This is a genomic window from Streptomyces decoyicus (genome assembly GCF_019880305.1).
Lineage (GTDB): Bacteria > Actinomycetota > Actinomycetes > Streptomycetales > Streptomycetaceae > Streptomyces > Streptomyces decoyicus.
The window spans coordinates 6,799,758-6,823,277 of sequence record NZ_CP082301.1; the positions used below are offsets into that span (position 1 = coordinate 6,799,758).

A 23,520-nucleotide genomic window follows, 5' to 3' on the forward strand; every position below is an offset into this window, starting at 1 on the left:
GGGAGACGGCGGCAGCGCCTCCCCCGCCCCCCCCGCCCCAGCCCTCGTCCCCATCTCGCCCCATCGCCCCACCCCGCCCTCCTCCCCATCCCGCCTCATCGCCCCCGCCGCCACGGCAAGATGGGTCCATGGAACTCACCAAGAAGACCCACGCCTGTGTCCGGCTGGAGAAGGACGGGCAGATGCTCGTCATCGACCCCGGAGTCTTCAGCGAGGAGGACGCGGCCGTCGGCGCGGACGCGATTCTGGTCACCCATGAGCACATGGACCACTTCGACGTGGACCGGCTGCGGGCGGGCATGGAAGCCAACCCCGGGGCCGAGATCTGGACGCTGGCCAGCGTCGCCGAGCAGCTCTCGGGCGCGTTCCCCGGCCGGGTGCACACCGTCGGCGAGGGGGACGCCTTCACCGCGGCCGGCTTCGACGTGGAGGTGCACGGCCAGCTGCATGCCGTCATCCACCCGGACATCCCGCGCATCACCAATGTCGGCTATCTCATCGACGGCGGCACGGTCTTCCACCCGGGCGACGCCCTCACCGTCCCGGAGGGCCGTACGGTCGACACCCTGCTGCTGCCCGTCCACGCGCCGTGGAACAAGGTCGCCGAGATCATCGACTATGTGCGCGAGGTCGCGCCGCAACGTGCCATCGACATCCACGACAGTCTGCTCCAGGACCACGCCCGCCCGATCTACGACTCCATGATCGACAAGCTGGGCGGTACCGATCACGGCCGACTCGCCCCGGGCCACGGCACCGCACTCGGCTGAGGCCTGACTGTCAGTGCCGGGCTGTAGGTTTACAGACATGCGCATCGCGACCTGGAACGTCAATTCGATCACCGCCCGCCTCCCGAGGCTGCTGGCCTGGCTGGAGAGCACCGGCACGGACGTGCTGTGCATCCAGGAGACCAAGTGCACCGCCGAGCAGTTCCCGTACGACGAGCTGCGCGAGCTCGGCTACGAAGCCGCGGTCAACGCCGACGGCCGATGGAACGGCGTGGCGCTGCTGTCCAAGGTGGGACTCGACGATGTCGTCATGGGCCTGCCCGGCGGCCCGGACTACGACGGGGTGCAGGAGCCGCGCGCCGTGTCGGCCACCTGCGGTCCGGCCCGGGTGTGGTCGGTGTACGTCCCCAACGGCCGCGAGATCGGCCATGCGCACTACACCTACAAGCTCGGCTGGTTCGAGGCGCTGAAGACCGCGGTCGCCGAGGACGCGGCGGGCTCCCGCCCGTTCGCGGTCCTCGGCGACTACAACGTCGCACCGACCGACGAGGACGTCTGGGACCCGTCCGTCTTCGAGGGCGCCACCCACGTCACGCCCGCCGAGCGCGCCGCCCTGACCGCCCTGCGCGAGGCGGGCCTGTCGGACGTCGTTCCGCGCCCCCTCAAGTACGACCGTCCGTACACCTACTGGGACTACCGCCAGCTCGCCTTCCCCAAGAACCGCGGTATGCGCATCGACCTGGTCTACGGCAACCAGCCGTTCGCCAAGGCCGTCTCGGACGCCTACGTGGACCGCGAGGAGCGCAAGGGCAAGGGCGCCTCGGACCACGCCCCGGTCGTGGTGGACCTCGACGTCTAGGGGCTCCCCCCTACGGCGTGCCCTGCCGAGGAACCCGTGGGTCTGCCGGCGGCCGGCCCGCGGGGACCGGCGCCGGGGCGGGCCTCAGCCCCGCCCCGGTACCAGCGCCCGGAGGTCCACCGCGTCGCCGAGCGCCTTCAGGCCCGTGTCGCCGGGGTGGAGGTGGTCGCCGCTGTCGTAGGCGGGCAGCAGCCGTTGGGGCCGCTGCGGATCACGGAGTACGGCGTCGAAGTCCAGGGTCGCGTCGAAGACGGTGCGGGCGTTGTCGCGTACGAAGGCGTTGACGGCCTGTCGGCGGGCCTCCACTGTCGTGGTGCAGTCGGGGTAGCCCTCGCAGGGCGCGACGGTGGCCACCACGACCCGCAGCCCGCGCTCGTGCGCCCGCCGCGCGAGGGCCCGCAGACCGGCGATGACCTCCTCGGCCGAGGTCCCCCAGCGCACATCGTTGATGCCCTCGAACACCACCACCGTCCGTGCCGAGGGCTGGGCCAGCACATCCCGCTCCAGCCGGTGCTGGGCGCTCACCCCGCCGGTGTCGGTGCTGACCCCGTCGCCCTGATAGCGGTCGGTGACGATGCGGTTGGCCGAGATGCCCTGGTTGAGGACGCCGTAGCGCGGCAGCGCGTGCTGCGCCTGGAAGCGGCGGGCCAGCACATCGGGCCAGCGCCGGTTGGTGCCGCTCGTGGACTTCACCCCGTCGGTGATCGAGTCGCCCAGGGCCACGACCGAGCCGGGACCGCCCTCGACATCGACACCCGTCAGGAACGGCCAGCCGGTCATCGTCTCCGGGTAGGCCGCGCCCCCGGTGTCCGCGGTGCGGTCCCCGCTGCCCGCGGCGCTCAGATACGACAGCTGGGCCGCCTCCTGGTGCACCGGCGCCGCCGTCACCGTCCTCGGCAGATGGATGCTCACCAGCAGATCGGCGTCGGCGGGGACGGTGAAGCCGACGGGTTCGCTGAACACCTCGGCCCCGGCCGCTATACGGGTCCCGGGGCGCCCCTTACCGAAGGTCAGGGGAACCGGAGCGCGGTCAGCCGCCGCCCCCGCGGCCCGCACCGCGATGCTGGCCGCCCCCACGTCCACCGGTGTGGCGGCGAAGGTGTTGGCGATCCGGATCCGCGCCCGGGGACCGCCCGCGCCGCTGTGCACGACCAGCCGCAGCGTACGGTCTCTCCAGGGCCCGACGGCCCGGTAGCCCGCCGTGCTCGCCGCCCAACTCCCGGTCCTGACGCGCCCGGTGTCCCGTACGGACACCGCGAACACATGCAGCACGCCGGACGCGGCGGATGCCTTGGGCAGCACCACCGAGCTCACCTCCCGTCCCGCCCGCAGCGCCACGGTCACCGCATACAGCCGCGCCGCCCCGGACAACTGCCCGTCCGGAGCGTTGATATGGGGCAGCGCCACGGCTTTGGTGCTCAGCGGCCCCGACCGCCAGTCGGGCGCGGTGAGTTCGTAGGCGCTGTGCGAGCCGTCCCGGTAGTGGACCGTCCCGGTGCCGGAGGCCGCGCCGCCCGTCCCGGCGACCAGAAAGGTGAGGGCCTCGCCCCGGCCGCGCACCGCCACCGGCTGGCCGTCCGCCACCACATTGTCCGGGGCCCCGGGTGCCGTGCGCGGCAGGCCGAGCCGGGTCCCTTCGAGGGTCAGTACGCTCCCGGGCGACCAGCCGGCCGCCGCCAGGTCCTGAGCGGACAGCGAATGGCCCGCACCGTCGAAGTCGGCCGCCCCGGGACGGGAGTTGTCACTGACCGCCCGGTTGTCGAAGAGCCGCGCCAAGGGCAGCGGGCGGTGCGGCGCGCGTGCCGCGACGGCCGTCGCGGTCCCGGCTCCGGCGGCCGGCAGTGCGGTCGCGGAGAGCAGCAGTGTCAGGGCGGTGCCCCATCGTCGTACACGCATCGGTCCGTATCCCTCCGGGTGGCGCCAACGGGCAGGTGTGAGCTGCGTTCCAGGCCGGTCCCGCGAGGGGCAGGAGGTTCCTGGGGATCCAGCAGATCCGATCCGAGCGCCATGAAGGTAGGGAGAGGATGAGGAGGCGTCAAGGTGACGAACGGGGCACGCTTGAGCCGCGCGCCTGTGGCCGCGACCACAGGTCGGGTGGGACCCTGCACACCATGAACATGTCTTTTCTGGACAAGTGGCGCAAGCGTCAGCATGCACACCGGTCCGTGCCGCTCGCGGAGTCGGTGCGCGCCGACCCCGAGAGCGTCGTCGAGCTGCTGTCCGAGTGTGAGCTGCTGCGGGCCCAAGCGGCCACTGCGGGCGTGGAACTGGACGACTCCGAACGGTCGTTGGAGGCGCTGGACCAGCTTCAGCCCGTATGGCGGGACGACCCGGAGGTGCTGCCCTGGCTCGGCAACGACGCCGGTCTCTACCTCGGCACGGTGCTGGTCCGCACGGTGCGCGGCGCCGTCTGGCACGTCTGGCCGGACGGGCAGCCGGTGGTCCGGCTGGAGTCCGGACGGGAGATCGACGTGGTCGCCATGGGGCATGAGTGGGCCGATACCGGAGCGCCCGAGTTGTCGCAGGTCTATGCCGAGGTCTCCGAGACCTGACTCCGCCGCGGGAGCGCGGGGTGACGGTCCGCGGCGGCCTCGCGGCAGGTTGGTCCGTAACTCTGATTTATCCGCCCATCTCTGTGCATACGTGCGTGTCAGCGAAGAAGTACCCTATTTGCCCCGGTAGGTTGCGGGCTCTGCGCTGTACGGATGAGAGTGGGCAGGTCTGCATATGGCCGGTGAGGCGCTGATTGAACTGCGCGGGGTCAACAAGCACTACGGAAAGCTGCATGTCCTCCAGGACATCGAGCTCACCGTGGGCCGCGGGGAGGTGGTGGTGGTCATCGGGCCCTCCGGGTCCGGGAAGTCCACCCTGTGCCGGGCCATCAACCGCCTGGAAACCGTCGAGTCGGGCACCATCGAGCTGGACGGCAGGCCGCTGCCCGAAGAGGGCCGTGCGCTGGCCCAGTTGCGGGCCGATGTCGGCATGGTCTTCCAGTCCTTCAACCTCTTCGCCCACAAGACCGTGCTGGACAATCTGATGCTGGCGCCGATAAAGGTCCGGAAGAAAAAGAGGGACGAGGCCGCGCGGCGCGCCCGCGAACTCCTGGAGCGGGTGGGGCTCGCCGACCAGGCGGACAAGTATCCGGCGCAGCTCTCCGGCGGCCAGCAGCAGCGCGTGGCCATCGCCCGCGCACTCGCCATGGACCCCAAGGCGCTGCTCTTCGACGAACCGACCTCCGCCCTCGACCCGGAGATGATCAACGAGGTGCTGGAAGTCATGCGGCAGCTCGCCCGGGACGGTATGACGATGGTCGTGGTCACCCACGAGATGGGCTTCGCCCGCTCCGCCGCCAACCGTGTGGTTTTCATGGACGACGGCCGCATCGTCGAGGACCGCACCCCCGAGGAGTTCTTCACCGCGCCGCGCAGCGAACGGGCGAAGGACTTCCTCTCCAAGATCCTCAAGCACTGAACGGGGGCGCCGTGATGCCGCACAGCCACTCCTCGCCCCTGCGCCGCGCCTTGGTGGTCCTCGTGGCCCTGGTGCTCGTCGTGCTCGCGCCGGCCCTCGCCGGCTGCGGCCGGGAAGGGAGCCCGCCCGTCAAGGGGCCCGAGGGGAGCGAACTGCCCCACTACCCGGTCGCCAAGAACTTCAAGCTGCCCGACTCCCCGACCTGGGTGAAGGCCAAGCGCCGCGGCCATCTTGTCGTCGGCGTCAAGGAGGACCAGCCCTACCTCGGTGAGAAGGACCCGGCCGGCGGCCTGTACACCGGCTTCGACATCGAGATCGCCAAGATGATGTCCGCCGCCCTCGGCTTCCCGCCCCACACGATCGAGTTCAAGACGATCGCCTCCGCCAACCGCGAGACGGCCCTTCAAAACGGCCAGATCGACCTCTACGTCGGCACCTACACCATCAACGACAAGCGCAAGAAGCTGGTGGGCTTCGCCGGCCCCTACTACATGGCCGGGCAGTCGCTGCTGGTGCGCACCGACGAGAACAACATCAAGGGACCGCAGGACCTGGCCGGCAAACGGGTCTGCTCGGCGGCCGGTTCGACGCCCTACCAGCGCATCCAGGCCGAGTACCCCAAGGCCGTGCTGGTCGCCTACGACACCTACTCGGTATGTGTCGACAACCTGCTCACCTACCAGGTCGACGCGGTCACCACCGACGACGCGATCCTGCTGGGCTACGCCGCCAAGGTGCCCGACGAGCTGAAGGTGGTCGGCAAGCCCTTCTCCGAGGAGCCGTACGGCATCGGAGTTCCCCGGGGCGACAACGCGCTGCGGCTCGCGCTCGACGACGCCCTTGCCGCGAACGAGAAGAACGGCAACTGGCAGAAGGCGTACGACGCGACGCTCGGCCTGTCCGGAGTGCCCGCCCCCAAGCCGCCCCCGATCGACCGCTACCCGGCGACCTGAGCCGCCAAGGAACGGACCGATGAACGTTCTCCTCGACAACCTCTCCCTCTACGGGGAGGGCCTGCTGGGCACCGTCGAACTCACCGTCTACGCCTCGCTGCTCGCGCTCGTCCTCGGGTTCCTGATGGCCGCGTTCCGGGTGGCGCCGGTCGGCTCCCTGCGGGCCTTCGGCACGGCCTGGGTGACGGTGCTGCGCAACACGCCGCTGACGCTGCTGTTCTTCGCGGTGGTGCTGGGTCTGCCGCGCTTCGGCCTGGTCCTGCCCTTCAAGCTGTTCGCCATCCTCGCGCTCGGCTGCTACACCTCCGCCTTCATCTGCGAGGCGGTGCGCTCCGGCATCAACACCGTGCCGGTCGGGCAGGGCGAGGCGGCCCGCAGCCTGGGCATGACCTTCCCGCAGACCCTCGGTGACATCGTGCTCCCGCAGGCCTTCCGGTCCGTCATCCCGCCCATCGGCTCCACGCTGATCGCGCTCGCCAAGAACTCCGCGATCGCCGGCGCCTTCAGCGTCGTCGAACTCCTCGGGGTCTACAAGCCGCTCAATGAGATGGGCTACAGCATCGTCTGGACCTTCGTCTGGATCGCCGTCGGCTATCTGCTCGTGACCCTGACCATCAGCGCGATCTTCAACGTGCTGGAGAAGCGCTTCGGAGTCGCCCGATGACCACCGCCCTCTACGACGTCCCGGGCCCGCGGACCAGGCAGCGGCACCGGCTCTACGGTGTGGGCTCGACGGTGGTGATCCTCGCCCTGATCGGCTGGATCATCTACCTCCTCCTCGTCAGCGGCCAGTTCACCGCGGCGAAGTGGAATCCCTTCACCTACAAGGGAATTCAGGAGCTCCTGCTGCGGGGCCTCGGCAACACCCTGAAGGCCTTCGGTCTCGCCGCGGTGCTGTCACTGGCGCTGGGCGGGGTGCTGGCGACCGGCCGGCTCTCCGAGCACCGGGTCGTGCGCTGGGTGTGCACCCTGCTCGTGGAGTTCTTCCGGGCCATGCCCGTACTGGTCATGATCTTCTTCATCTATGTGGCGCTGAAGGCGGAACCACTGGTCGCCCTGGTCGCCGGGCTGACCCTCTACAACGGCTCGGTGCTCGCCGAGGTCTTCCGTACCGGCGTCCACTCCGTGGACCGGGGCCAGCGGGAGGCCGCCTACGCCCTGGGCATGGGCAAGACCCAGGTGATGACACATGTCCTGGTGCCGCAGGCGGTCCGGGCGATGCTCCCGGCGATCATCAGCCAGCTGGTGGTCGCCCTGAAGGACACCTCGCTCGGCTTCCTCATCACCTACGAGGAGTTCCTGCACGCCGGCAAGCTGATCGCCTCCAACCTCGACTACGACCTGCCGTTCATCCCCGTCGTCATGATCATCTCGCCGATCTACATCGGGATGTGCATGCTGCTCTCCTGGCTGGCCAACTGGGTCTCCAAGCGCCAGCGGCGCAACCCCAAGGTCAAGGCCGTCGAGGTGGCCGCCCCGGAGCCGGGCACCTTGCTGCCGGGGGGCCACAAGCCGCCGGCGTGAGGGCCCGGGCGGGAGCCGGGCGCCGCACAGGAGGCTTCGGCCCGGCCCGCCCGCGGACGGCGCCTACGCCGGGCGACGGGCCCAGGCGGAGAGGGTCATCTGGGGGATGTCGATGAAGGCCGGGTCCTTGAGGAGGGTGTGGAACTCCGCCAGGTCGGCTTCCGTGACCAGGCCGTCGGCGAGGAGGGTGGGTGCGGCCTGGTTGATGAGCGGGAGCCAGCGGTCCTTGTCGAGTCCGCCCATGCAACCGGGGTTCGCGGCGAAGGCGACGTCGGACAGACCGCTGCCGGCCAGGAGGGCGGGCAGGCCCCGGGCCCAGGTGAGGTCGGCGCCGTGCTCGTGGTACATGCGCTGGTAGGCGTCGAGGATGCGCCGCATCACGGGGAAGGGGGAGGTGGCGCCGGGCAGGTGGTAGGGCTCTTCGATGACGAGCCAGCCACCGGGGGAGAGCCAGCGGCTGACCCGCGCGACCATGTCGTCGCGTGCGGCGAGATGGCAGAAGAGGTAGCGCGCGTGGATGAGGTCGAAGCTGCCGGGAGCGTAGTCCTCGTCCGTGATGTCGGCTTCCTGGACCTCCAGGTTCGCGGCACGGCCGGCGTCGAGGTGGCGTGTGTCGAGATCGACGCCGACCACGCGTCCGTCCGGGCACCGTCCTGCGAGCCAGTAGGCGATGGAGCCGGCGCCGGCGCCCAGCTCCAGACAGTTCCAGGAGGCTTCGACGGGGAGGCGGTCCAGGACTCCGGTGGTGAACGTGTCGACGCTGCCTTGGATGGACGTCAGGCGGTCCCGCTCACGGCCGGCGTCATTGCTCAACATGCCGCTGGTGTAGGGGGTGCGGGCGGACTGCTGTGTCATGGATTCCTAACTCGTGCGAGAAGGTGACGACTGGGGGGCACGCGGGTCCGGCACCGCGGGACGGGCCCGTGCGGGACCGGCCGGTGCGGGCGGAACGGCGAACGAGCGTACGGCGGGCAGCGCGCGGGCCCGAAGGACGGCAAGCAGGAAGTCGGCCTCACTGCGGAGGCCGTCGTGGGCGGGCCCTCCGGGGGCGACTTGGTTCGGCCGGGGGGTGGCCGCGGCCTGCTGGGCGTCGAGGGCGGTGCACAGCCAGCAGGCGGTGACCGCCGGCTCGATCTGTTCCCCGGGCAGGTGCTGTGTCCCGATGTGGTGCCGAGCGGCCTCCATCGCCTCGGACGTCACATAGTCGTGCAGCACGAGCAGGGCGTCGCGGATCTCGATGACCTGGCGGTAGAGCCGGAGGCGGATCGTGCGGGGTCCGCCGAGCACCGCGCGGACGCGGGGGACGGGCTTGTCCAGGGTGACGTACGGGACGGCTTCGGTGACCTCGCGCCACAGGGGGTACAGGCGCCAGAGGGCGCTCATGTCGCGAGCGGCCCGGTGGACGGTGAGGACCAGGGGCAGACCGACCCCGGCGGTCATCAGCCAGGCCGTGACCCCGATGTTGAGCGGGAACAACGCCCCCAGCCAGGCCGGCCGGGCGAGGAGGAAGGCCAGGACGACACACCAGAACGTGGCCGACGAGGTGAACCCGGCGGCGAGCAGCAGGAGCCCGGTGCGCACCGGCCGGTCGTCGCCGGCCCGGCGCCCGTAGCGCACGCACAGCACGGCGCACGGAATGGTGCCGATGAGGTGGGCCGCGATGAGCAGCCACCAGAACGGGCTGTACCAGGGGACGGCCTGGCTGGTGACGCAGCCGGCATCCGGCGAGACCGTGTAGTTGAGCGCGATCAGCGCGGCGATGGTGAGGACCATCGGGCCGTAGACGAGCCAGGGGCGGCGCCGGGACATGGCGGCGAGAACGAAGTCGAGGATGAGCGCCGAACTGAGGACGCCCCAGCCGTTCATGAACAGGCCGCAGCTCTCGGCGAACCGGAAGGCATGGTTCAGTGCCGCGGTGACGGGGTCGAGATAGACGGTGATCGACCCGGCGAGACCGATCGCGGACATCAGCAGCATCTTCTGCTGCCGGGAGCGGCGGGCGCTGGGCAGCCGGAGGACGATCACCAGCCACAGGGCCAGTGCGCCGGTGAGCTCGACGCGGGTGCCCAGTTCGTAGAGGGAGTGTATGTCCACGCGCTTACCTGCGGATTCCTAGGGCGACTTCGAGCGTGCCGCGTACCCCTGGGGATGACGAAGGGGGCAGCATGCCCGCGGCCGAGTGGATGAGGCTGGCGACGAGTTCGGCCTCCTGTTCCTGCTCGGAGGTGTAACTGGTGCGGCCCAGCAGCCGGCGGACCACGTCGGGGCGGAGGTCGGGAAGCAGCGTGGCCAGCGCGCTGTGGTTCTCGTCCTCGCTGGTGCCGTGATCCCACAGGATGTGACCGATCTCGTGGAGAACGATGTGCTCCTGGTGGAACCTGGTGGTCTTCTCTTCGACGAAGATGTGGTCGCAGAACTCGGTGGCGATCCACAGGCCGCAGGCGTTCACGGCGGAGCCGATCGCCAGGGTGTGGATCCGGATGGGCCGGCCCCGCCGGGCCGACAGCTCGCGGACGAGGGCCTCGACGGAGAAGGGACTGGGCAAGTCGAGCGCGCTGACGAGCGCCTGGCACCGCTTGCGGACCTGCCGAGTGGTCATGGTGTCACCTTGTTTCCGGCGCCTCGGGTCGGCTGTACATCGCTCTCCACCATTTTGGCGCAGCGCGATGCGTCCACCGAGGCCGCACGCTGCAACGGACGGTGACGGCAGCCATCGTCGCCGTTACGCGAGGCGATCTCAAGGGGGACCGAGGTGCAGGCTGTTGGCTCGTCGTCCGCTCTCTCCCCGGCCTGCCCCGACACGACGGAGGAACCACCCGGCCGAACACCACGGTGGAATCCCCGGTCCGGAGGGTGGAGTGGACCGCGCACTCCAGCGCCACCGGCGAGTCCGCCACCCGCAGCGGCTTCACCCGAAGGCTCGGCTCGGATGCGACGATCGTGAAGAAGGAGTGCGGCGCGAGGCCGTGCGTGCCGTCCGCCGACGTGAGGCCAGAGAGCGCGGACGACGGGGAGGGGAGCGGGAGTACTGGGGAGGGGCGGGAGTACCGGGGGAGGGGGCGGGAGCGCCGGGGGACGCGCTCCCGCCCCGTGGGCAGATGGTCTTCTGAAGGGAGACGCCCCTCAGTCGCGCACCGGCACCGACACATACGACGGATCGCTCGCCGGGGAGGAGAACGTCAGCCGGGCGCCGCTCGGGTTGTACTCGCTGTACAGCGGGTCGACGGTGTCCACGACCACCGCGAGACGGTGGCCGGCCGGGACGTCGTAGGCCGTGGAGAACAGGTCCAGATCCACGCCGAAGGGCTGGTTCGGCGTCTTGTCGTGGAAGGTGTACGGCGCGTGGGTGACCAGCTTGCCGATGCCGAGCGGGCCCACGTCGTAGAGGTAGGCGATGGCGGTGCCGCTCTCCGCCGTGCTGGTCATGGTGGTGTGCAGCCGCGTGGTCCCCCTGATCCGCTGCCCGGTCTCATAGCGCTCGGACTGCCAGACGGCGGCCAGGGAGCGCGGCAGCAGCGGGATCGAGGCCATCGGCGGCAGCCGGAGGAACTGGTCCAGCATGCTGGAGAGGAAGATCAGCCCGCCGTTGGCGCCGGAGTCCCAGTTGGTGTGGATCTGCCGGCTGTCGCCCAGCTCGATCTTCCGCTGCGTGGACGCCACGTCCTGCCAGCTCTTGTAGCCCTCGTACGCGCCGGTGGAGCGGGACTTGAGCAGCACCGGCGACTCGCGGTCGATGCCGTTGTCCGCGCCCTTGAGGTAGTGGTCGAACCACCGCTGGGTGTTGGCCCAGGTGTCGTTGGGCAGTCCGAACAGCCCGAGCCCTTCGGCCGTCGCATGGTCACCCGGGCGGAATTCCAGCCGCTTGGGGCCCTTCAGCTTCTCGTAGAAGTGGGCGTATTGGTTGGGCGGGAACACGGAATCGCCCCATGCGTTGCCCAGCATGATCGCGGCGCCATTGGCGTTGATCTTGTCGAGATAGGTGGCGGGGGAGCGCTTCCTCCCCCACTCGATCATGTCCTTTTCGGTGGCGAGATCGGAGGTGAGGAAGTTCTTGAGGATCGTCCGGAGCTCGGGGCTGGGGCGCCCCGTCAGCTCGCCCGTACCGTTGAGGAACCCCACCGCCTGTAGATGCTGGGTACGGCCGCTGTAGATCGAGTCGATGAGGTCGGCCCAGCCGCTGAGCGCCGCAACTGCCTTGATCCGTTTGTCGAATGCGGACGCCAGCAGGCAGATTCCGGCACCGTAGGAGACCCCGCCCATGCCGACCTTCTGCGGATCGGCCGGGGTGTGGGCCAGCGCCCAGTCGATGACCTTCGACGCGTCGGCGACGTCCTTCGGGCCGGCCGTTTCGATCTCCCCGCCGGACTGCCAGAAGCCGCGGGAGTTGTATCCGACGACGACATATCCCGCTTCGGCCAGCTTCTTGGCCTGCGCCATGTACTCGATCTGCGGCATCGACCAGCTGGTGGGCAGCACGATGACCGGGTAGCGCCGGGTGCCGTCGGCGCCGGCCGGGGTGAAGACATTCGCCTTGAGGGTGATGCCTCCGTCGCCCTTGATGTCGACGAACCGCACGGAGGGGGAGGCGCCCGATACTGCCGCCGTGGGGGCGGATTCCGGCGTCGCCGCCTCGGCGGTGGCGGGCGCGCCGGCCAGAACCGTGGTGGCGAGTACTGCCGCGGAGACGGTACTGGTCGCGGCGCGCAGTGTCCTACGGGAGGGCCTCATCTTCTGCTCCAGATCTCGATGCGGGCCGACCGCACGCTGTCCGAGGACAGGAGGGGCGTACGTGACCCGAGTTGACTGGAGAGTAAAGTCCGCGCCTTACCTGAGGTAACCCATCGGTAGGTTACGGCTGAGTAACGCCGTTGGGTCCAGGGGGAGTCGGAGGTCGGGGAGCGGGTGGGGCGGGCGGGGCTATGGGTGAGGATGGTGCCAAGTTGCCAAGTTGCCAAGTTGCCGAGTTGCCGAGTTGCCAAGTTGCCGAGTTGCCGAGTTGCTGGTCGTGTTGTCGGCCGGGGGAGGGGGGAGCGGTGCCCCAGACGCCGTTCGATGAGAGCGAGCGCCGGGCCTGGGCGGGGAGTGCGGCCGTGTACGAAGCCGGCTTCGGCAGGCTCTGTGCCTACCCGGTGCCGCAGTTGCTGGATGCCGCGGGGGTGGCCGCGGGCCTGCGGGTGCTGGATGTCGGCACGGGTACGGGCTCGGCCGCCGCGGCGGCCGGTGCGCGCGGTGCGCGGGTGGTCGCCGTGGACGCCGAGCCCGATATGGCCCGACGTGCCGCCCGCGCCGTACCCGACGCGTCCGTCCATATCGCCGCGCTCCCGCAACTCCCCTATGCCGACGGGCAATTCGACGCCGTGGTCGGCAACTTCGTGCTCAATCACGTGGGGCGGCCGCGGGCGGCCCTCGACGAACTGCGCCGGGTGACCCGGCCGGGCGGCCGGATCGCGCTGACGCTCTGGGCGGCCCCCGCGGCGCCGGGGCAGGCGCTGCTCGGCCGCGCCGTACAGGCGGCCGGTGTGAGCCGTCCGCCGTCTCTGCCCGCGCTCGCCCCCGAGGACGACTTCCCGCGCAGCGAAGACGGCCTCGTCGGCCTGCTGCGGGGCGCGGGCCTGACGGATGCGGTCTGCCGGCCGCTGTCCTGGGACCACCGCACCACCCCGCAGGAGTGGTGGAGCGGACCGGCGGCAGGGGTGGCGACCGTCGGCCGGATCGTACGCAGTCAGGGGGCGGCCGTGGTCGAGCGCATCCGGCAGCAATTCACCGTGCTGGCCGAGGAGTTCACCGACGAAGACGGCCGGCTGGTGCTGCCGCACACGGCGCTGCTGGCGTCCGGGCGGGTGGCCGGGCCTGGTCTGGCGTCCGGCGGTGACCCGTGGGTTCCCTGAGCTCGGCCATGACCACCGACAGGCCGACCGGCGAGGGGCGGCGGCGCTCAGCCTTGTGGTGCGGGCGTTGCCGCGGTCTGCGGCAGTGAGGCCAGAAAGGCCTCCAGAGCCGCATTGAATGTGTTCGGCCGTTCCAGATTCGGCATATGAGCCGCCTGCTCGATGACCGACAGCCGGGAGTCCGGGATGCGCTCGTGGATGTCGCGGGCGTCGCTCACGGGGGTGTAGGCGTCCTCCGTACCGACCACCACCAGGGCCGGCACCGAAACCCGTGTCAGCAGCTCGGTGTAGTCGGGGCGTTCGGCGCGGCCGCGCAGTGCGGCAGCCGCGCCTTCGGGTGCCGTGGAGGTCATCATCCCCAGGACGTGTGCGGCGACCTCCGGCTGGGAGACGATCGTGTGCGGGGAGACCATTTTGGCCAGCACCTCGTGCGCATAGCCGTCCATGCCCTCGCGCAGCAGCCGCTCTGCCATGTCGTAGCGCGCGGCCCTGCCGTCCTCGGTCTCCGCCGCGGCGAACGTGTCGGCGAAGACGAGGCCCCGCACCCGCTCCGGGAAGAGCCGGTAGCACTCCATGACGATCTGGCCCCCCATGGACAGGCCTCCGAGGACACAGCGTTCGACCCCGAGATGGTCGAGCAGGCCGATGAGGTCCCGGGCGAACGTCGCCAGCGGGGTCTTTCCGGGGACCACCGTGCTGTCCCCGTAACCCCGCAGGTCCGGGGCGATCACCCGCCATCCGGCCCGGCTGAAGTGCTCGGTCTGCGGGTGCCACATCGACCGGTTGAAGGGGTGCCCATGGACGAGCACCAGCGGCTCGCCGCTGCCCTCGTCGTCGTACCCCACGGTGATCTCTCGGCAAAAGACCGATTTCATGGCAGACATCCCCTCCGCTGCGGCTTGACGCCTCGATGCTATAGAGGGCAATCTCTCGGCACAATGTTAAAAATGAACTCGGTGCAATGTGGGAAGTGACGGATGGACGACTATCGCGCGATCGCCGATGAACTCGCGGCCGACATCGCTGCCGGCCGGCTCCGCCCCGGTGACCGGCTGCTGCCGCTGCGCCGGTTCGCTCGTAACCGGCGTATCGCCAGTTCGACGGCGGCCCGGGTATACCGGGAATTGAGCCGACGTGGTCTGACGGTGGGCGAGGTCGGCCGCGGTACATTCGTCCGCTCCGCCGCCCCGTCGGACGAGCCGGCCCTCGCCGAGCCGGGCGAGGCCCGGGTCGACCTGGAGATGAACTTCCCCGTTCTGCCGGACCACCCCGCGCTCCTCGCCAAGAGCCTCGGACATCTGCTGCGCCCCGACGCCCTGGCCGTCGCGCTCCGCCCGGTGGGTGCCGTCGGCACGGCCGCTGCCCGCCGCGCCGCGGCCGCCCACCTCGCCCGCGCCGGCTGGGCACCGGACCCCGGGCAGCTGCTCTTCGCGGGCAACGGCCGGCAGGCGATCGCCGCGGCGATCGCCGCGCTGGTCCCGGCCGGTGAGCGCCTCGGCGTCGAAGCGCTCACCTACCCCGTCGTGAAGGGCATCGCGGCCCGCCTCGGTGTCACGCTCGTCCCCCTCGCCATGGACGAGCACGGCCTGACTCCCGAGGCGCTGCGGGCCGCCGCCCCGCTGCGCGCCGTCTATCTCCAGCCGGCCCTGCACAACCCGCTGAGCCTCACCATGCCCGCCCGCCGTCGCGCTGAAATCGCGGCGGCACTAAGGGAGTTGGACCTCCAGGCCATCGAGGACGCCATCTACGGATTCCTCCGCAACGACCTGGCGCCCCTCGCGGCCCTCGCTCCGGAGCGCACGGTGGTCGTCGACAGCCTGTCCAAGCGGCTCGCGCCCGGACTGTCGCTGGGGTTTCTGACGGTGCCGGCCGGTACCACCCAGGATTTTGCGACGGCCCTTCGCTCGGGGACCTGGACGGCCTCCCGCTTCGCGCTCGATGCGGCGACCCGCTGGATGGCCGACGGCACCGCGGCGGCCATCGAGGAGGCGAAGCGGAGCGACGCCGCGGCGCGCCGGCGGATCGTCACCGACAGGCTCGCCGGCTTCCAGGTCCGCGCCGATCCGCAGGCATATCACTGCTGGTGGGAACTGCCGGAGCCGTGGCGGGCCGACACCTTTGTCGCCGCCGCTGCCCGGCGCGGCATCGCCGTCACACCGTCCGGGGCGTTCGCCGTCGGCCCGGGCCATGCGCCCAACGCCGTACGTCTGGCCCTCGCCTCGCCGCCCCTCGATGCCCTGGCCGACGCGCTCGATGTCCTGGCCGGGCTGGCGCAGGGCGCACCGGAGGACACGGCGCCGGAGTGAGCACCGTGCCGGGGCGCCGGTTCAGGTGCCGCTCATCAGCTCCGAGAGTCCGGTGCGCAGGTCCTGCACGTTCATCACCGGCTGGAGCGAGACCTTTGCGTGCAGGTCCATGAAGAACGCTTCGAGGAGGGTCGGCATCTGCGACGACTCCGTCATGTCGAAGTAGAAGAAGGCGGTGCGCTCACCGTCGTCGAGAGTGAAGTAGGCCGCCTCCGGCTGGAGGGCGGCGATGGCCGTCTCCATGATCTTCGGCAGCTCGCCGTTCTGGATCAGTTCATTGCCTGGCTCGGTAGGTATCCGGGCCTTCAGGACCATCCTCATCGGGCTGACTCCTCGCTGGAGTGCGTGGGTCGTGTGGAGTGGGTGGGGTGTGTGGGGCGGCTGGATCGTGTGGGGTGGGCGGATCCGTCGGGCGGGTGGGGTGCCGTGGCGACCCGGGCGTCCGCGCGCTCGGCAGATACGCGCGCGGCCCGGCCGCCGGGCTCGTCCTCGCCTGTACCATTCTGTCCCTGTCTGTTCTCAGGATCTCACGGTCCGGGAGGGGCGGTCGGATCCCGGCGGCCAGGTCCGGGACCGGGGACGGCCGGGGCCGGACAGCGGTGGGCCGGTGATCGGTCACCAGCCGGTCAGCGGCCGGTCAGCGGCCGGGTCAGTAGCCGGTCAGCAGAGCGTCGGGGCGTCCGCTGGGCGGGACCTCCTCGGCCCGGGGTACCGGGCCGGGCGGGGTGCCGTCGCCGAACGGCCGGCCGCCCAACTCCTCGCGGTAGTGCGGGGTCAGCCAGCCCGAGAGGTCCGGCCCGATCGGCACGATGCCGGTCGGGTTGATGCCTGTGTGGACCTGGTAGTAGTGCTGCTTGATGTGGTGGAAGTCGACGGTGTCGCCGAAGCCGGGCGTCTGGAAGAGGTCCTTGGCGTAGGCCCACAGCACCGGGTCCTCGGCCAGCTTGAACTGGTTGCATTTGAAGTGTCCGTGGTAGACGGAGTCGAAGCGGACCAGCGTGGTGAACAGCCGGATGTCGGCCTCCGTGAGGGTGTCGCCCACGAGGTAGCGCTGGTCGGACAGCCGCTCGGACAGCAGGTCCAGGCGCCGGAAGAGATCGTGGAAGGCGGCCTCGTAGTCGCTCTGCCCGGTGGCGAAACCGGCCCGGTACACGCCGTTGTTGACGTCCCGGTAGACGCCCGCCATGACGACATCGATCTCCTCGCGCAGCGGCTCGGGGTACAGGTCGGGTGCGCCGGGCCGGTGCAGCGCCGTCCACTCCGTCGCGAAGTCCAGGGTGAGCTGCTGGTAGTCGTTGGTGACGAGCTGCCCGCTGGGTACGTCGACGAGGGCGGGGACGCTGACGCCGCCCGGGTAGTCCTTCTCGCGGGCGTCGTAGGCCTCGCTGAGGAAGCGGATGCCGAGGACGGGGTCGCGGCCGTCCGGGTCCAGGGTGAAGCGCCAGCTGCGGTCGTCCTGGAGCGGATCGGTGAGGGCGAGCGAGATCGCGTCCTCCAGGCCGAGCAGCCGCCGGGAGATGACGGCGCGGCTCGCCCAGGGGCAGGCGCGGCTGACGACCAGGCGGTAGCGGCCGGCCTCGACCGGCCAGCCGTCGCGGCCGTCCGCCGTGACGCGGTCCGCGAAGTGGCTCTTGGAGCGCTTGAAGGGCTTCTTTCCGTACGCCTCGTTGCCGTCGGGGGTGGCGTGCGGCGTGCCGTCCGACGCGCCGCCCGTGGTGCCGTCGGTGTGGCCGTCGGTGTTGCTGTCGGTGGGGTGCGGCATCACCGGCTCCTTCCGTCTGCGGTTGCCCGGAGTCCTCATGGCGAGCCTTCCCGGTGCGGCGCGGGTATCCCCCGTCTCAGCCGAGGTGGGTCAGATCGGGGCGCAGCCGGTGCCAGATCGGGTGCCGCAGGCGGCCGGCCGAGGTCCAGCCGCTGAGCGTGATCTCGGCGACGAGCCGGGGCTCGGCCCAGTGGACCCCCGGAGCGTCCACGGGGTTGAGGAAGGGGGAGTGGTCGAGCGGGATCACTCCCAGGTAGTGCGCCAGCTCCTGGCGTTCCCGGTCGGACAGCCCCGAGCCGACGGAGCCGACGTAGCGCAGTCCCCCGGGTTCGGCGATGCCTGCCAGCACGGAACCGGGCAGCCCGGCCAGTCCGCCATGGCCTTCGGTCCAGCCCCCGATGATCACGTCGAGGGTCATCAGATGCTTCGTCTTGCGCCACTCGGGTGAGCGGACGCCCGGCAGATACGCGGAGGTCAGCCGCTTGGCCACCACGCCTTCGAGACCGCCCTGCAACGAGGCCTCCCACGCCTGCTGCGCATGGCCCTCGACAAACCCGGGCGCCGACCAGTTCGGGCCGCGCAGCCGCAGCCCGGCCAGGAGGCCGCGGCGCTCGTAATACGGCGACCCGAGCAGCGAGCCGCCCAGGTACATGAGGTCGAACAGGACGAGGTGGACGGGGTGCTCCATGGCCAGCCGGGCAGTGCGGCGCGGGTTCACCACGCCCATCCGGCGCTGCAACAGCCCGAAGTCGGGCCGTCCGCGTGCATCCAGCACCACCACCTCGCCGTCGAGCACCGCGGGCCGGCCCCGCAGCTGTTCGCCCAGCGGCCCCAGTTCCGGGTAGGTCGTGGTCGCGTCATTGCCGGCCCGGGTGACCAGCCGGACCGTGCCGTCGCCGGGAGTGTTGACGATGCAGCGCGCGCCGTCCCATTTGGCCTCGAAGGCCCAGGCCGCCTCCTCGTGCTCGGCCGGCAGCGGGCCGACCGTGGCCAGCATCGGCCGGATCACGGGGTACGAGGTCGAGCCAACCTCGGCGGACGGGGCCATGATTCGATGGTCGTCGGATCCGGGGGCGCCCGCAGATCGGACGCGGGGGAGGTCAGGCCGGACCGGCCGTGGAGAGCTGCTCGTCGCCCTCCGTACGCACATGCGGCAGGATCCGGTCCAGCCACCGGGGCGTCCACCAGGCCTTCGGGCCCAGCAGCGTCATCACCGCGGGGACCAGCAGCAGCCGGACCACGGTGGCGTCGATCAGTACGCTCACGGCCAGGCCGAGGCCCAGCATCTTCACCACGATGTTGTCGCTGATGATGAACGCGGCGAAGACGCTCACCATGATCAGTGCGGCGCAGGTGATCACCCGCGCGGTGATCTCCAGCGCATGCGCCACGCTCGCCTTGGCATCGGCGGTGCGCAGCCATGCCTCGTGCACCCGTGACAGCAGGAAGATCTCGTAGTCCATGCTCAGCCCGAAGACGATCGCGAACATCATCATCGGCACATAGCTCTCGATCGGCACCGTGCCCGAGACCCCGAGCGCCGGACCGCCCCAGCCCCACTGGAAGACCGCCACCACCACCCCGTACGAGGCGGCGATGGACAGCACGTTGAGCACCGCCGCCTTCACGGCGACCAGCACGCCGCGGAAGACGATCAGGATGATGACGAAGGCGAGGGCGACGACCACGGCGATGATCAGCGGGAGCCGGCCGGCGACGATGTCCAGGAAGTCCACCTGGCCGGCGGTCGTGCCGGTCACATAGCCGTGTGCGTCGGTTCCCTTCACCGCCTGCGGCAGCAGGTCGTGCTTGAGGCGGTTGACCAGGTCGGTGGTGTCCGCGCTCTGCGGGGCCCGGGCGGAGTATGCGGTGCCGGTCAGCACCTCGCCGTCCGGAGTGGCCTTCAGCGGGGTGAGATAGGCCGCGCCCGGCACCTCCGTGAGCGCCTTCTGCGCCTGCGCCGCCAGCATCGGCCGGTCCGCCTGCGGGACGGCGGACTCGTCGATCACGAGGGTCAGCGGGCCGTTGGAGCCCGGACCGAACGCCGAGGACATCAGGTCGAAGGCGCGCCGGTCGGTGAAGGACTTCGGGTCGGCGCCGTCGCCGATGTGGCCCAGCTGGATCGAGAAGACCGGGAGCGCCAGCACCACGATGACGAGCACCCCGCCCGCCAGGTACCACCACGGGCGGCGCTCCACCCGCTGCGCATACCGGTGCCAGGTGCCGCGTGCCTCCTCGCCCGGTGCGGCATCCGTCTCGGCGATCGGCTTGCGGACGCGGAGCCGGTCGATGCGGCGGCCGATCAGCCCGAGCAGCGCCGGTACGAGGGTGAGTGCGCCGAGCACCGCGGAGACCACGGTGATGGCGGCCGCCACCCCCAGTTTGCCGATGAAGGAGAGGCCCGAGACCCACAGCCCCATCAGCGCGATGATGACCGTGCAGCCGGACACCAGCACCGCCCGCCCGCTGGTCGCCACGGCCCTGCCCGCTCCGGTGACCGGGTCCGCCCCGTCCATCATGTTCTGCCGGTGCCGGGTGATCAGGAACAGCGCGTAATCGATGCCGACGCCGAGGCCGATCATCGTGGCCAGGGTGGGGGAGACGGTGGCGAAGACGAACGCGGCGGCGAGCAGCCCCAGGCAGGCCAGTCCGCAGAAGGCGCTGATCAGCGCGGTCAGCAGCGGCACCCCGGCCGCCAGCACGCTCCCGAAGCCGACCAGCAGCACCAGGATCGCCACCGCGAAGCCGATCACTTCGCTGACCACGTCATTGGGCTCGGGCCGGGCCAGCTCGCCCAGCGGTCCGCCGTACTCCACCTCCACACCCGCGGACCGCAGCGGCCGTACCGCCGCGTCGACACCGTTCAGATAGTCCGGGTCGAGCGTGGAGGGCTGCACGCCGAACCGCACCGTGATGTACGCGGTGCGGCCGTCGGTGGACAGCGGGCCGACGTTCGGCGTCCCGGACGGCGGCTTGGCGGGCGGGGCGCCGGGCGGGGGCAGCGGGTTCTGTGCGGAGAGCACCTCCGGCAGCTTGCCCAGGGCGGTGACGGCCTCGTCGATCTGGCTGCGGAATGGGGTCAGCGGCCCGGTCGTGTCGTGCAGCACGACCTGGCTGCTGTAGCCACCGGCCTTCGGCTCGTGCTCCTTGAGCACCTCGCGGCCCTGTGTCGACTGGACGCCGGGCAGCGCGAAGTCGTCGGAGTAGTCACCGCCGTAGGTGCGCTGGAGAATCTGGAGCCCGGCCAGCGCGACCAGCCACAGCACGATGACGAGGACACAGCGACGGGCGCACCACTCCCCGATGCGGCGCAGCGCGCCCTGGGGGCGGTGGGCGCCGGGCGCGGCCGGGGGACTGGGGGTCTTCGGGAACGGCATGCGGGCTCCCGATGCGGGCCGGCGCTCCTGGCACATGCGGACATGCAGCATTCAACGGTGGTTCGGCCGCCGCGGCATGCCCACAGGGGAGACGGGTGCCGTCCGAACGGGTGCGGACCCGGCATCCCGTCCGGCTGCCTACGATTCCTTACGCACGTTCGTGGCACGGCACGAGGTAAGGATTGATCTGTTGATGAACCATCCCTGGTCGTTTGCAGAGCGGTTGTTGTCCGGTAGCGGTCCCGGCTGTGCGAGCCGTCCGTGCGCCGGGGCGGAGGGGGGCCGATGAGCCGGGCAGTGCTGGTGACCGGGGCCTCGCGGGGTATCGGCCGGGCGGTCGCCGAGATCTTTGCCGCGCACGGGGACCGTGTCGCGCTGCATTACGCGTCGCGGCGGGCGGCGGCTCAGGAGGCCTTCGAGGGGCTGGCGGGGCGCGGGCATGTGCTGGTGCAGGGGGATGTGAGCACACCGGAGGGGGCGGCGGCGCTCGTCGGGGCGGCGGTGGACGGGCTGGGCGGCGTCGATGTGCTGGTCAACAATGCGGCCGCGAATGTGGCGCATCCGCTGGACCGTACGTCGTTCGAGGACTGGCAGCGCGCCTGGCAGCAGGTCGTGGACGTGAATCTGCTGGGGGCGGCCCATGTCTCCTACCACGCGGCGCGGAACATGATCGAGCGCGAGGTGGAGGGGCGGATCGTCCATATCGGGTCGCGCGGGGCGTTCCGTGGTGAGCCGGATCACCCGGCCTATGGCGCGTCCAAGGCGGCGTTGCACGCGATGGGGCAGTCGCTGGCCGTCCACCTCGCGCCGTACGGCATCGGCGTGGCGTCGGTGGCTCCCGGATTCGTGGCGACCGAGCGGGTCGCGGACCGTCTCACGGAGGAGGTACGGGAGCAGAGCCCGTTCGGCCGGGTCGCTTCGCCGGAGGAGGTGGCGTCCGCCGTCCGCTATCTGGCCTCGCCCGAGGCGGTCTGGTCCTCCGGGACGGTGCTCGACGTCAATGGGGCGTCGCATCTGCGCTGAGCCGGCGCATCTGTGCGGAAAGGGGGAAGCCCCGGCCGAACGGGGGAATTCGGCCGGGGCGGCTCGGGTGGCGCGGGCGGTGACGGCGGTGGCCCCGGAGGCCTGCTGCCGTGCGGCGGCGGGCCGGCTTCCCCTGGGGGAGGGCCCTCGGACGCCGTCGTACCGGCACCCGCTTCCAATTGAACGATAAACCATTGAGTCGGATTCCGGGGCATCGGGTGACCGCTCTCACCCGATGCCCCCGACCGCGTCGGTCATCGGCAGGGCCCCGTCAGGGCTCGATGCGGATCGGACGGTAGCCGTCGTCCAGCAGACGCGGCAGATACCACTCCAGCGCCTCGACGGTCTGCGCTCGCTCACCGCCCCCGTCGTGGGACAGGACGATCGCGCCGGGGCGCATCTCGTCCAGGACGGTGTACGCGATGATCCCGGCTCCCGGGAGGGTCCAGTCCTGCGAGTCGATCGCCCAGCCGACGGGGGACATGCCCAGGTCGTTGCAGATGTCCAGCGAGGGATCGTCCCAGTCGCCGTACGGCGCGCGGGCCATGTCGGGTGCGGTGCCGAGGACGTCCTCGATCAGGCCGCTGGTGCGGCCGAGCTCGTTGCGGACGGCGCCCGGCGGCAGCGTGGTGAGCTGCGGATGGGACCAGGTGTGGTTGGCGACGGCATGGCCCTCGTCGGCGATGTCGTGCAGCAGACCGGGGAATTCGGCGGCGTTCTCGCCGATGACGAAGAACGTGGCCCGGGCATCGTGACGGCGCAGGATCCGCAGGATGGCGGGGGTGTGCACGGGGTGGGGGCCGTCGTCGAAGGTGAGGAAGATTTCGCGGCGGGTCGTGGCGAGGTGGAAGGCGACATCCGGGTGCGGTGGTGAGGCGCCCGGGCCGGAGCGGGAGGTTTCGCCGGCCATCGGGCGGAGGCGGTAGGACTGCGGGGCGTCCGCCGGGCCGCCGGCAGTCAGCGGCCCGGCCGCAGCGGCGGGCGGTTGCGGCGGCCGCGGCCGGGGCCGGGGCGGCGTGCCGCTCTCCGGAGGACCGCTGTCGGGCAGGAACAGGACACGGCCTGCGGAGAGCATGCCGACCACGACGGCGGCCTTCAGGAACCTCCGCCGGGTGTTTGTGGGCTTGTCGGATGCCATCCTCCACGTGCTCTCACGCGGTCCGCCGCGGAAGCGGGAACGACACCGGAGCGGGAGAGTCCGGCACCCGATCGGCTCGCACCGGCGGGCCGTCCGGGAGGGGCCGCCGAGGGGGGACCGGCCCGGCATCCCCGTTCGCCTCACGGGCTGGCCGCCAGCACGATGTACGCGGCCAGCAGGGCCAGATGGACGCCGCCCTGGAGCGGGGTGGCGCGGCCGGGGAGCACCGTCAGGGTGCCGACGATCACGGTCAGCGCGAGCAGCACCACATGGCCGGCCCCGAGGCCCAGGACCAGCGGGACCGGCAGCCAGACGGTGGCCAGTGCGACCGCCGGGATGGTCCTCCACGTGATGCACCGCGGCCGGCACCGCCCGGCCGGAAAGCACGACACCAGCACGATCAGCGGGACCGGCAGCGAGGGCCCCCACGTCAGGGCCAGCAGCACCACCGCCAGCACCGGCAGCGCACCGGTCCAGTGCAGGAGGGGTGA

21 protein-coding genes and 1 pseudogene are annotated in these 23,520 nt (G+C 71.0%); 10 read left to right on the forward strand and 12 right to left on the reverse strand.

All coding sequences use genetic code 11. The features are described from left to right. Positions 1 to 128: 128 nt before the first annotated feature. Positions 129 to 770 (forward strand): MBL fold metallo-hydrolase, encoded by a 642-nt coding sequence (locus tag K7C20_RS29775; protein ID WP_030079301.1) that lies wholly within the window; start codon positions 129 to 131, stop codon positions 768 to 770. Positions 771 to 807: 37 nt separating this feature from the next. Then, positions 808 to 1,587: an exodeoxyribonuclease III gene (locus K7C20_RS29780; protein WP_030079303.1), complete on the forward strand. Its 780-nt coding sequence runs from the start codon at positions 808 to 810 to the stop codon at positions 1,585 to 1,587. Positions 1,588 to 1,671: 84 nt separating this feature from the next. On the opposite strand, the gene K7C20_RS29785 is transcribed toward K7C20_RS29780, so the two are convergent. Beyond that, positions 1,672 to 3,483: an SGNH/GDSL hydrolase family protein gene (locus K7C20_RS29785; RefSeq protein WP_053208945.1), complete on the reverse strand. Its 1,812-nt coding sequence runs from the start codon at positions 3,481 to 3,483 to the stop codon at positions 1,672 to 1,674. 215 nt (positions 3,484 to 3,698) lie between these two features. On the opposite strand from K7C20_RS29785, the gene K7C20_RS29790 reads away from it, so the two are divergent. The 5 genes from K7C20_RS29790 to K7C20_RS29810 all read left to right on the forward strand — a co-directional run bounded on the left by K7C20_RS29790 (position 3,699) and on the right by K7C20_RS29810 (position 7,535). Continuing rightward, positions 3,699 to 4,139, forward strand: coding sequence for a DUF6278 family protein (locus tag K7C20_RS29790; protein WP_030079305.1), 441 nt, complete (start codon positions 3,699 to 3,701; stop codon positions 4,137 to 4,139). A gap of 190 nt (positions 4,140 to 4,329) precedes the next feature. Continuing rightward, positions 4,330 to 5,058, forward strand: coding sequence for an amino acid ABC transporter ATP-binding protein (locus K7C20_RS29795; protein ID WP_209443873.1), 729 nt, complete (start codon positions 4,330 to 4,332; stop codon positions 5,056 to 5,058). A gap of 14 nt (positions 5,059 to 5,072) precedes the next feature. Next, complete coding sequence (locus tag K7C20_RS29800) at positions 5,073 to 6,011, forward strand: glutamate ABC transporter substrate-binding protein (protein ID WP_030079308.1); 939 nt, start codon at positions 5,073 to 5,075, stop codon at positions 6,009 to 6,011. Between the two features lie 19 nt (positions 6,012 to 6,030). After that, a complete protein-coding gene (locus K7C20_RS29805; RefSeq protein WP_030079309.1) occupies positions 6,031 to 6,675 on the forward strand; it encodes an amino acid ABC transporter permease in 645 nt (214 codons plus the stop codon). Then, positions 6,672 to 7,535, forward strand: coding sequence for an amino acid ABC transporter permease (locus K7C20_RS29810; protein WP_030079312.1), 864 nt, complete (start codon positions 6,672 to 6,674; stop codon positions 7,533 to 7,535). Before K7C20_RS29805 ends, K7C20_RS29810 begins: the two co-directional genes overlap by 4 nt. Positions 7,536 to 7,598: 63 nt before the next feature. Here K7C20_RS29810 and K7C20_RS29815 read toward each other — a convergent pair whose 3' ends face one another. The 4 genes from K7C20_RS29815 to K7C20_RS29830 form a co-directional block, all read right to left on the reverse strand. Further along, positions 7,599 to 8,390, reverse strand: a complete 792-nt coding sequence (locus tag K7C20_RS29815) for a class I SAM-dependent methyltransferase (protein ID WP_030079314.1) — start codon at positions 8,388 to 8,390, stop codon at positions 7,599 to 7,601. 6 nt (positions 8,391 to 8,396) lie between these two features. Next, entirely contained in the window at positions 8,397 to 9,629 is a 1,233-nt protein-coding gene (locus K7C20_RS29820; protein WP_245171027.1) for an MAB_1171c family putative transporter, read from the reverse strand. A 4-nt stretch (positions 9,630 to 9,633) separates the two neighbouring features. Continuing rightward, entirely contained in the window at positions 9,634 to 10,134 is a 501-nt protein-coding gene (locus K7C20_RS29825) for a BTB/POZ domain-containing protein (RefSeq protein ID WP_030079318.1), read from the reverse strand. A gap of 524 nt (positions 10,135 to 10,658) precedes the next feature. After that, a complete protein-coding gene (locus K7C20_RS29830) occupies positions 10,659 to 12,263 on the reverse strand; it encodes a CocE/NonD family hydrolase (RefSeq protein ID WP_030079320.1) in 1,605 nt (534 codons plus the stop codon). A gap of 305 nt (positions 12,264 to 12,568) precedes the next feature. Between K7C20_RS29830 and K7C20_RS29835 the strand changes: the two genes are divergently transcribed. After that, a complete protein-coding gene (locus K7C20_RS29835; RefSeq protein WP_053208944.1) occupies positions 12,569 to 13,423 on the forward strand; it encodes a class I SAM-dependent methyltransferase in 855 nt (284 codons plus the stop codon). Between the two features lie 47 nt (positions 13,424 to 13,470). Here K7C20_RS29835 and K7C20_RS29840 read toward each other — a convergent pair whose 3' ends face one another. Beyond that, positions 13,471 to 14,298, reverse strand: a complete 828-nt coding sequence (locus K7C20_RS29840) for an alpha/beta fold hydrolase (RefSeq protein ID WP_053208943.1) — start codon at positions 14,296 to 14,298, stop codon at positions 13,471 to 13,473. A gap of 102 nt (positions 14,299 to 14,400) precedes the next feature. Here K7C20_RS29840 and K7C20_RS29845 point away from each other — a divergent pair, with 102 nt between their 5' ends. Beyond that, on the forward strand, positions 14,401 to 15,729 hold the full coding sequence (locus tag K7C20_RS29845) for an aminotransferase-like domain-containing protein (protein WP_053208942.1): 1,329 nt from the start codon (positions 14,401 to 14,403) through the stop codon (positions 15,727 to 15,729). A gap of 21 nt (positions 15,730 to 15,750) precedes the next feature. Here the strand turns inward: K7C20_RS29845 and K7C20_RS29850 are convergent, their stop codons facing one another. The 4 genes from K7C20_RS29850 to K7C20_RS29865 all read right to left on the reverse strand — a co-directional run bounded on the left by K7C20_RS29850 (position 15,751) and on the right by K7C20_RS29865 (position 20,868). After that, positions 15,751 to 16,050: a hypothetical protein gene (locus tag K7C20_RS29850; RefSeq protein WP_030079334.1), complete on the reverse strand. Its 300-nt coding sequence runs from the start codon at positions 16,048 to 16,050 to the stop codon at positions 15,751 to 15,753. Positions 16,051 to 16,378: 328 nt separating this feature from the next. Further along, a complete protein-coding gene (locus K7C20_RS29855) occupies positions 16,379 to 17,491 on the reverse strand; it encodes a glutathione S-transferase family protein (RefSeq protein WP_053208941.1) in 1,113 nt (370 codons plus the stop codon). Positions 17,492 to 17,567: 76 nt separating this feature from the next. After that, entirely contained in the window at positions 17,568 to 18,539 is a 972-nt protein-coding gene (ligD, locus tag K7C20_RS29860; protein ID WP_053208940.1) for a non-homologous end-joining DNA ligase, read from the reverse strand. A 52-nt stretch (positions 18,540 to 18,591) separates the two neighbouring features. Continuing rightward, on the reverse strand, positions 18,592 to 20,868 hold the full coding sequence (locus K7C20_RS29865) for an MMPL family transporter (RefSeq protein ID WP_030079339.1): 2,277 nt from the start codon (positions 20,866 to 20,868) through the stop codon (positions 18,592 to 18,594). A 285-nt stretch (positions 20,869 to 21,153) separates the two neighbouring features. Between K7C20_RS29865 and K7C20_RS29870 the strand changes: the two genes are divergently transcribed. Further along, complete coding sequence (locus K7C20_RS29870; RefSeq protein WP_030079341.1) at positions 21,154 to 21,891, forward strand: SDR family NAD(P)-dependent oxidoreductase; 738 nt, start codon at positions 21,154 to 21,156, stop codon at positions 21,889 to 21,891. 271 nt (positions 21,892 to 22,162) lie between these two features. Here K7C20_RS29870 and K7C20_RS29875 read toward each other — a convergent pair whose 3' ends face one another. Then, a complete protein-coding gene (locus K7C20_RS29875; protein WP_030079343.1) occupies positions 22,163 to 23,029 on the reverse strand; it encodes a polysaccharide deacetylase family protein in 867 nt (288 codons plus the stop codon). A 140-nt stretch (positions 23,030 to 23,169) separates the two neighbouring features. Then, a pseudogene (locus K7C20_RS29880) lies at positions 23,170 to 23,370 on the reverse strand (ionic transporter y4hA); the annotation flags it as partial. Positions 23,371 to 23,520: the final 150 nt, after the last annotated feature.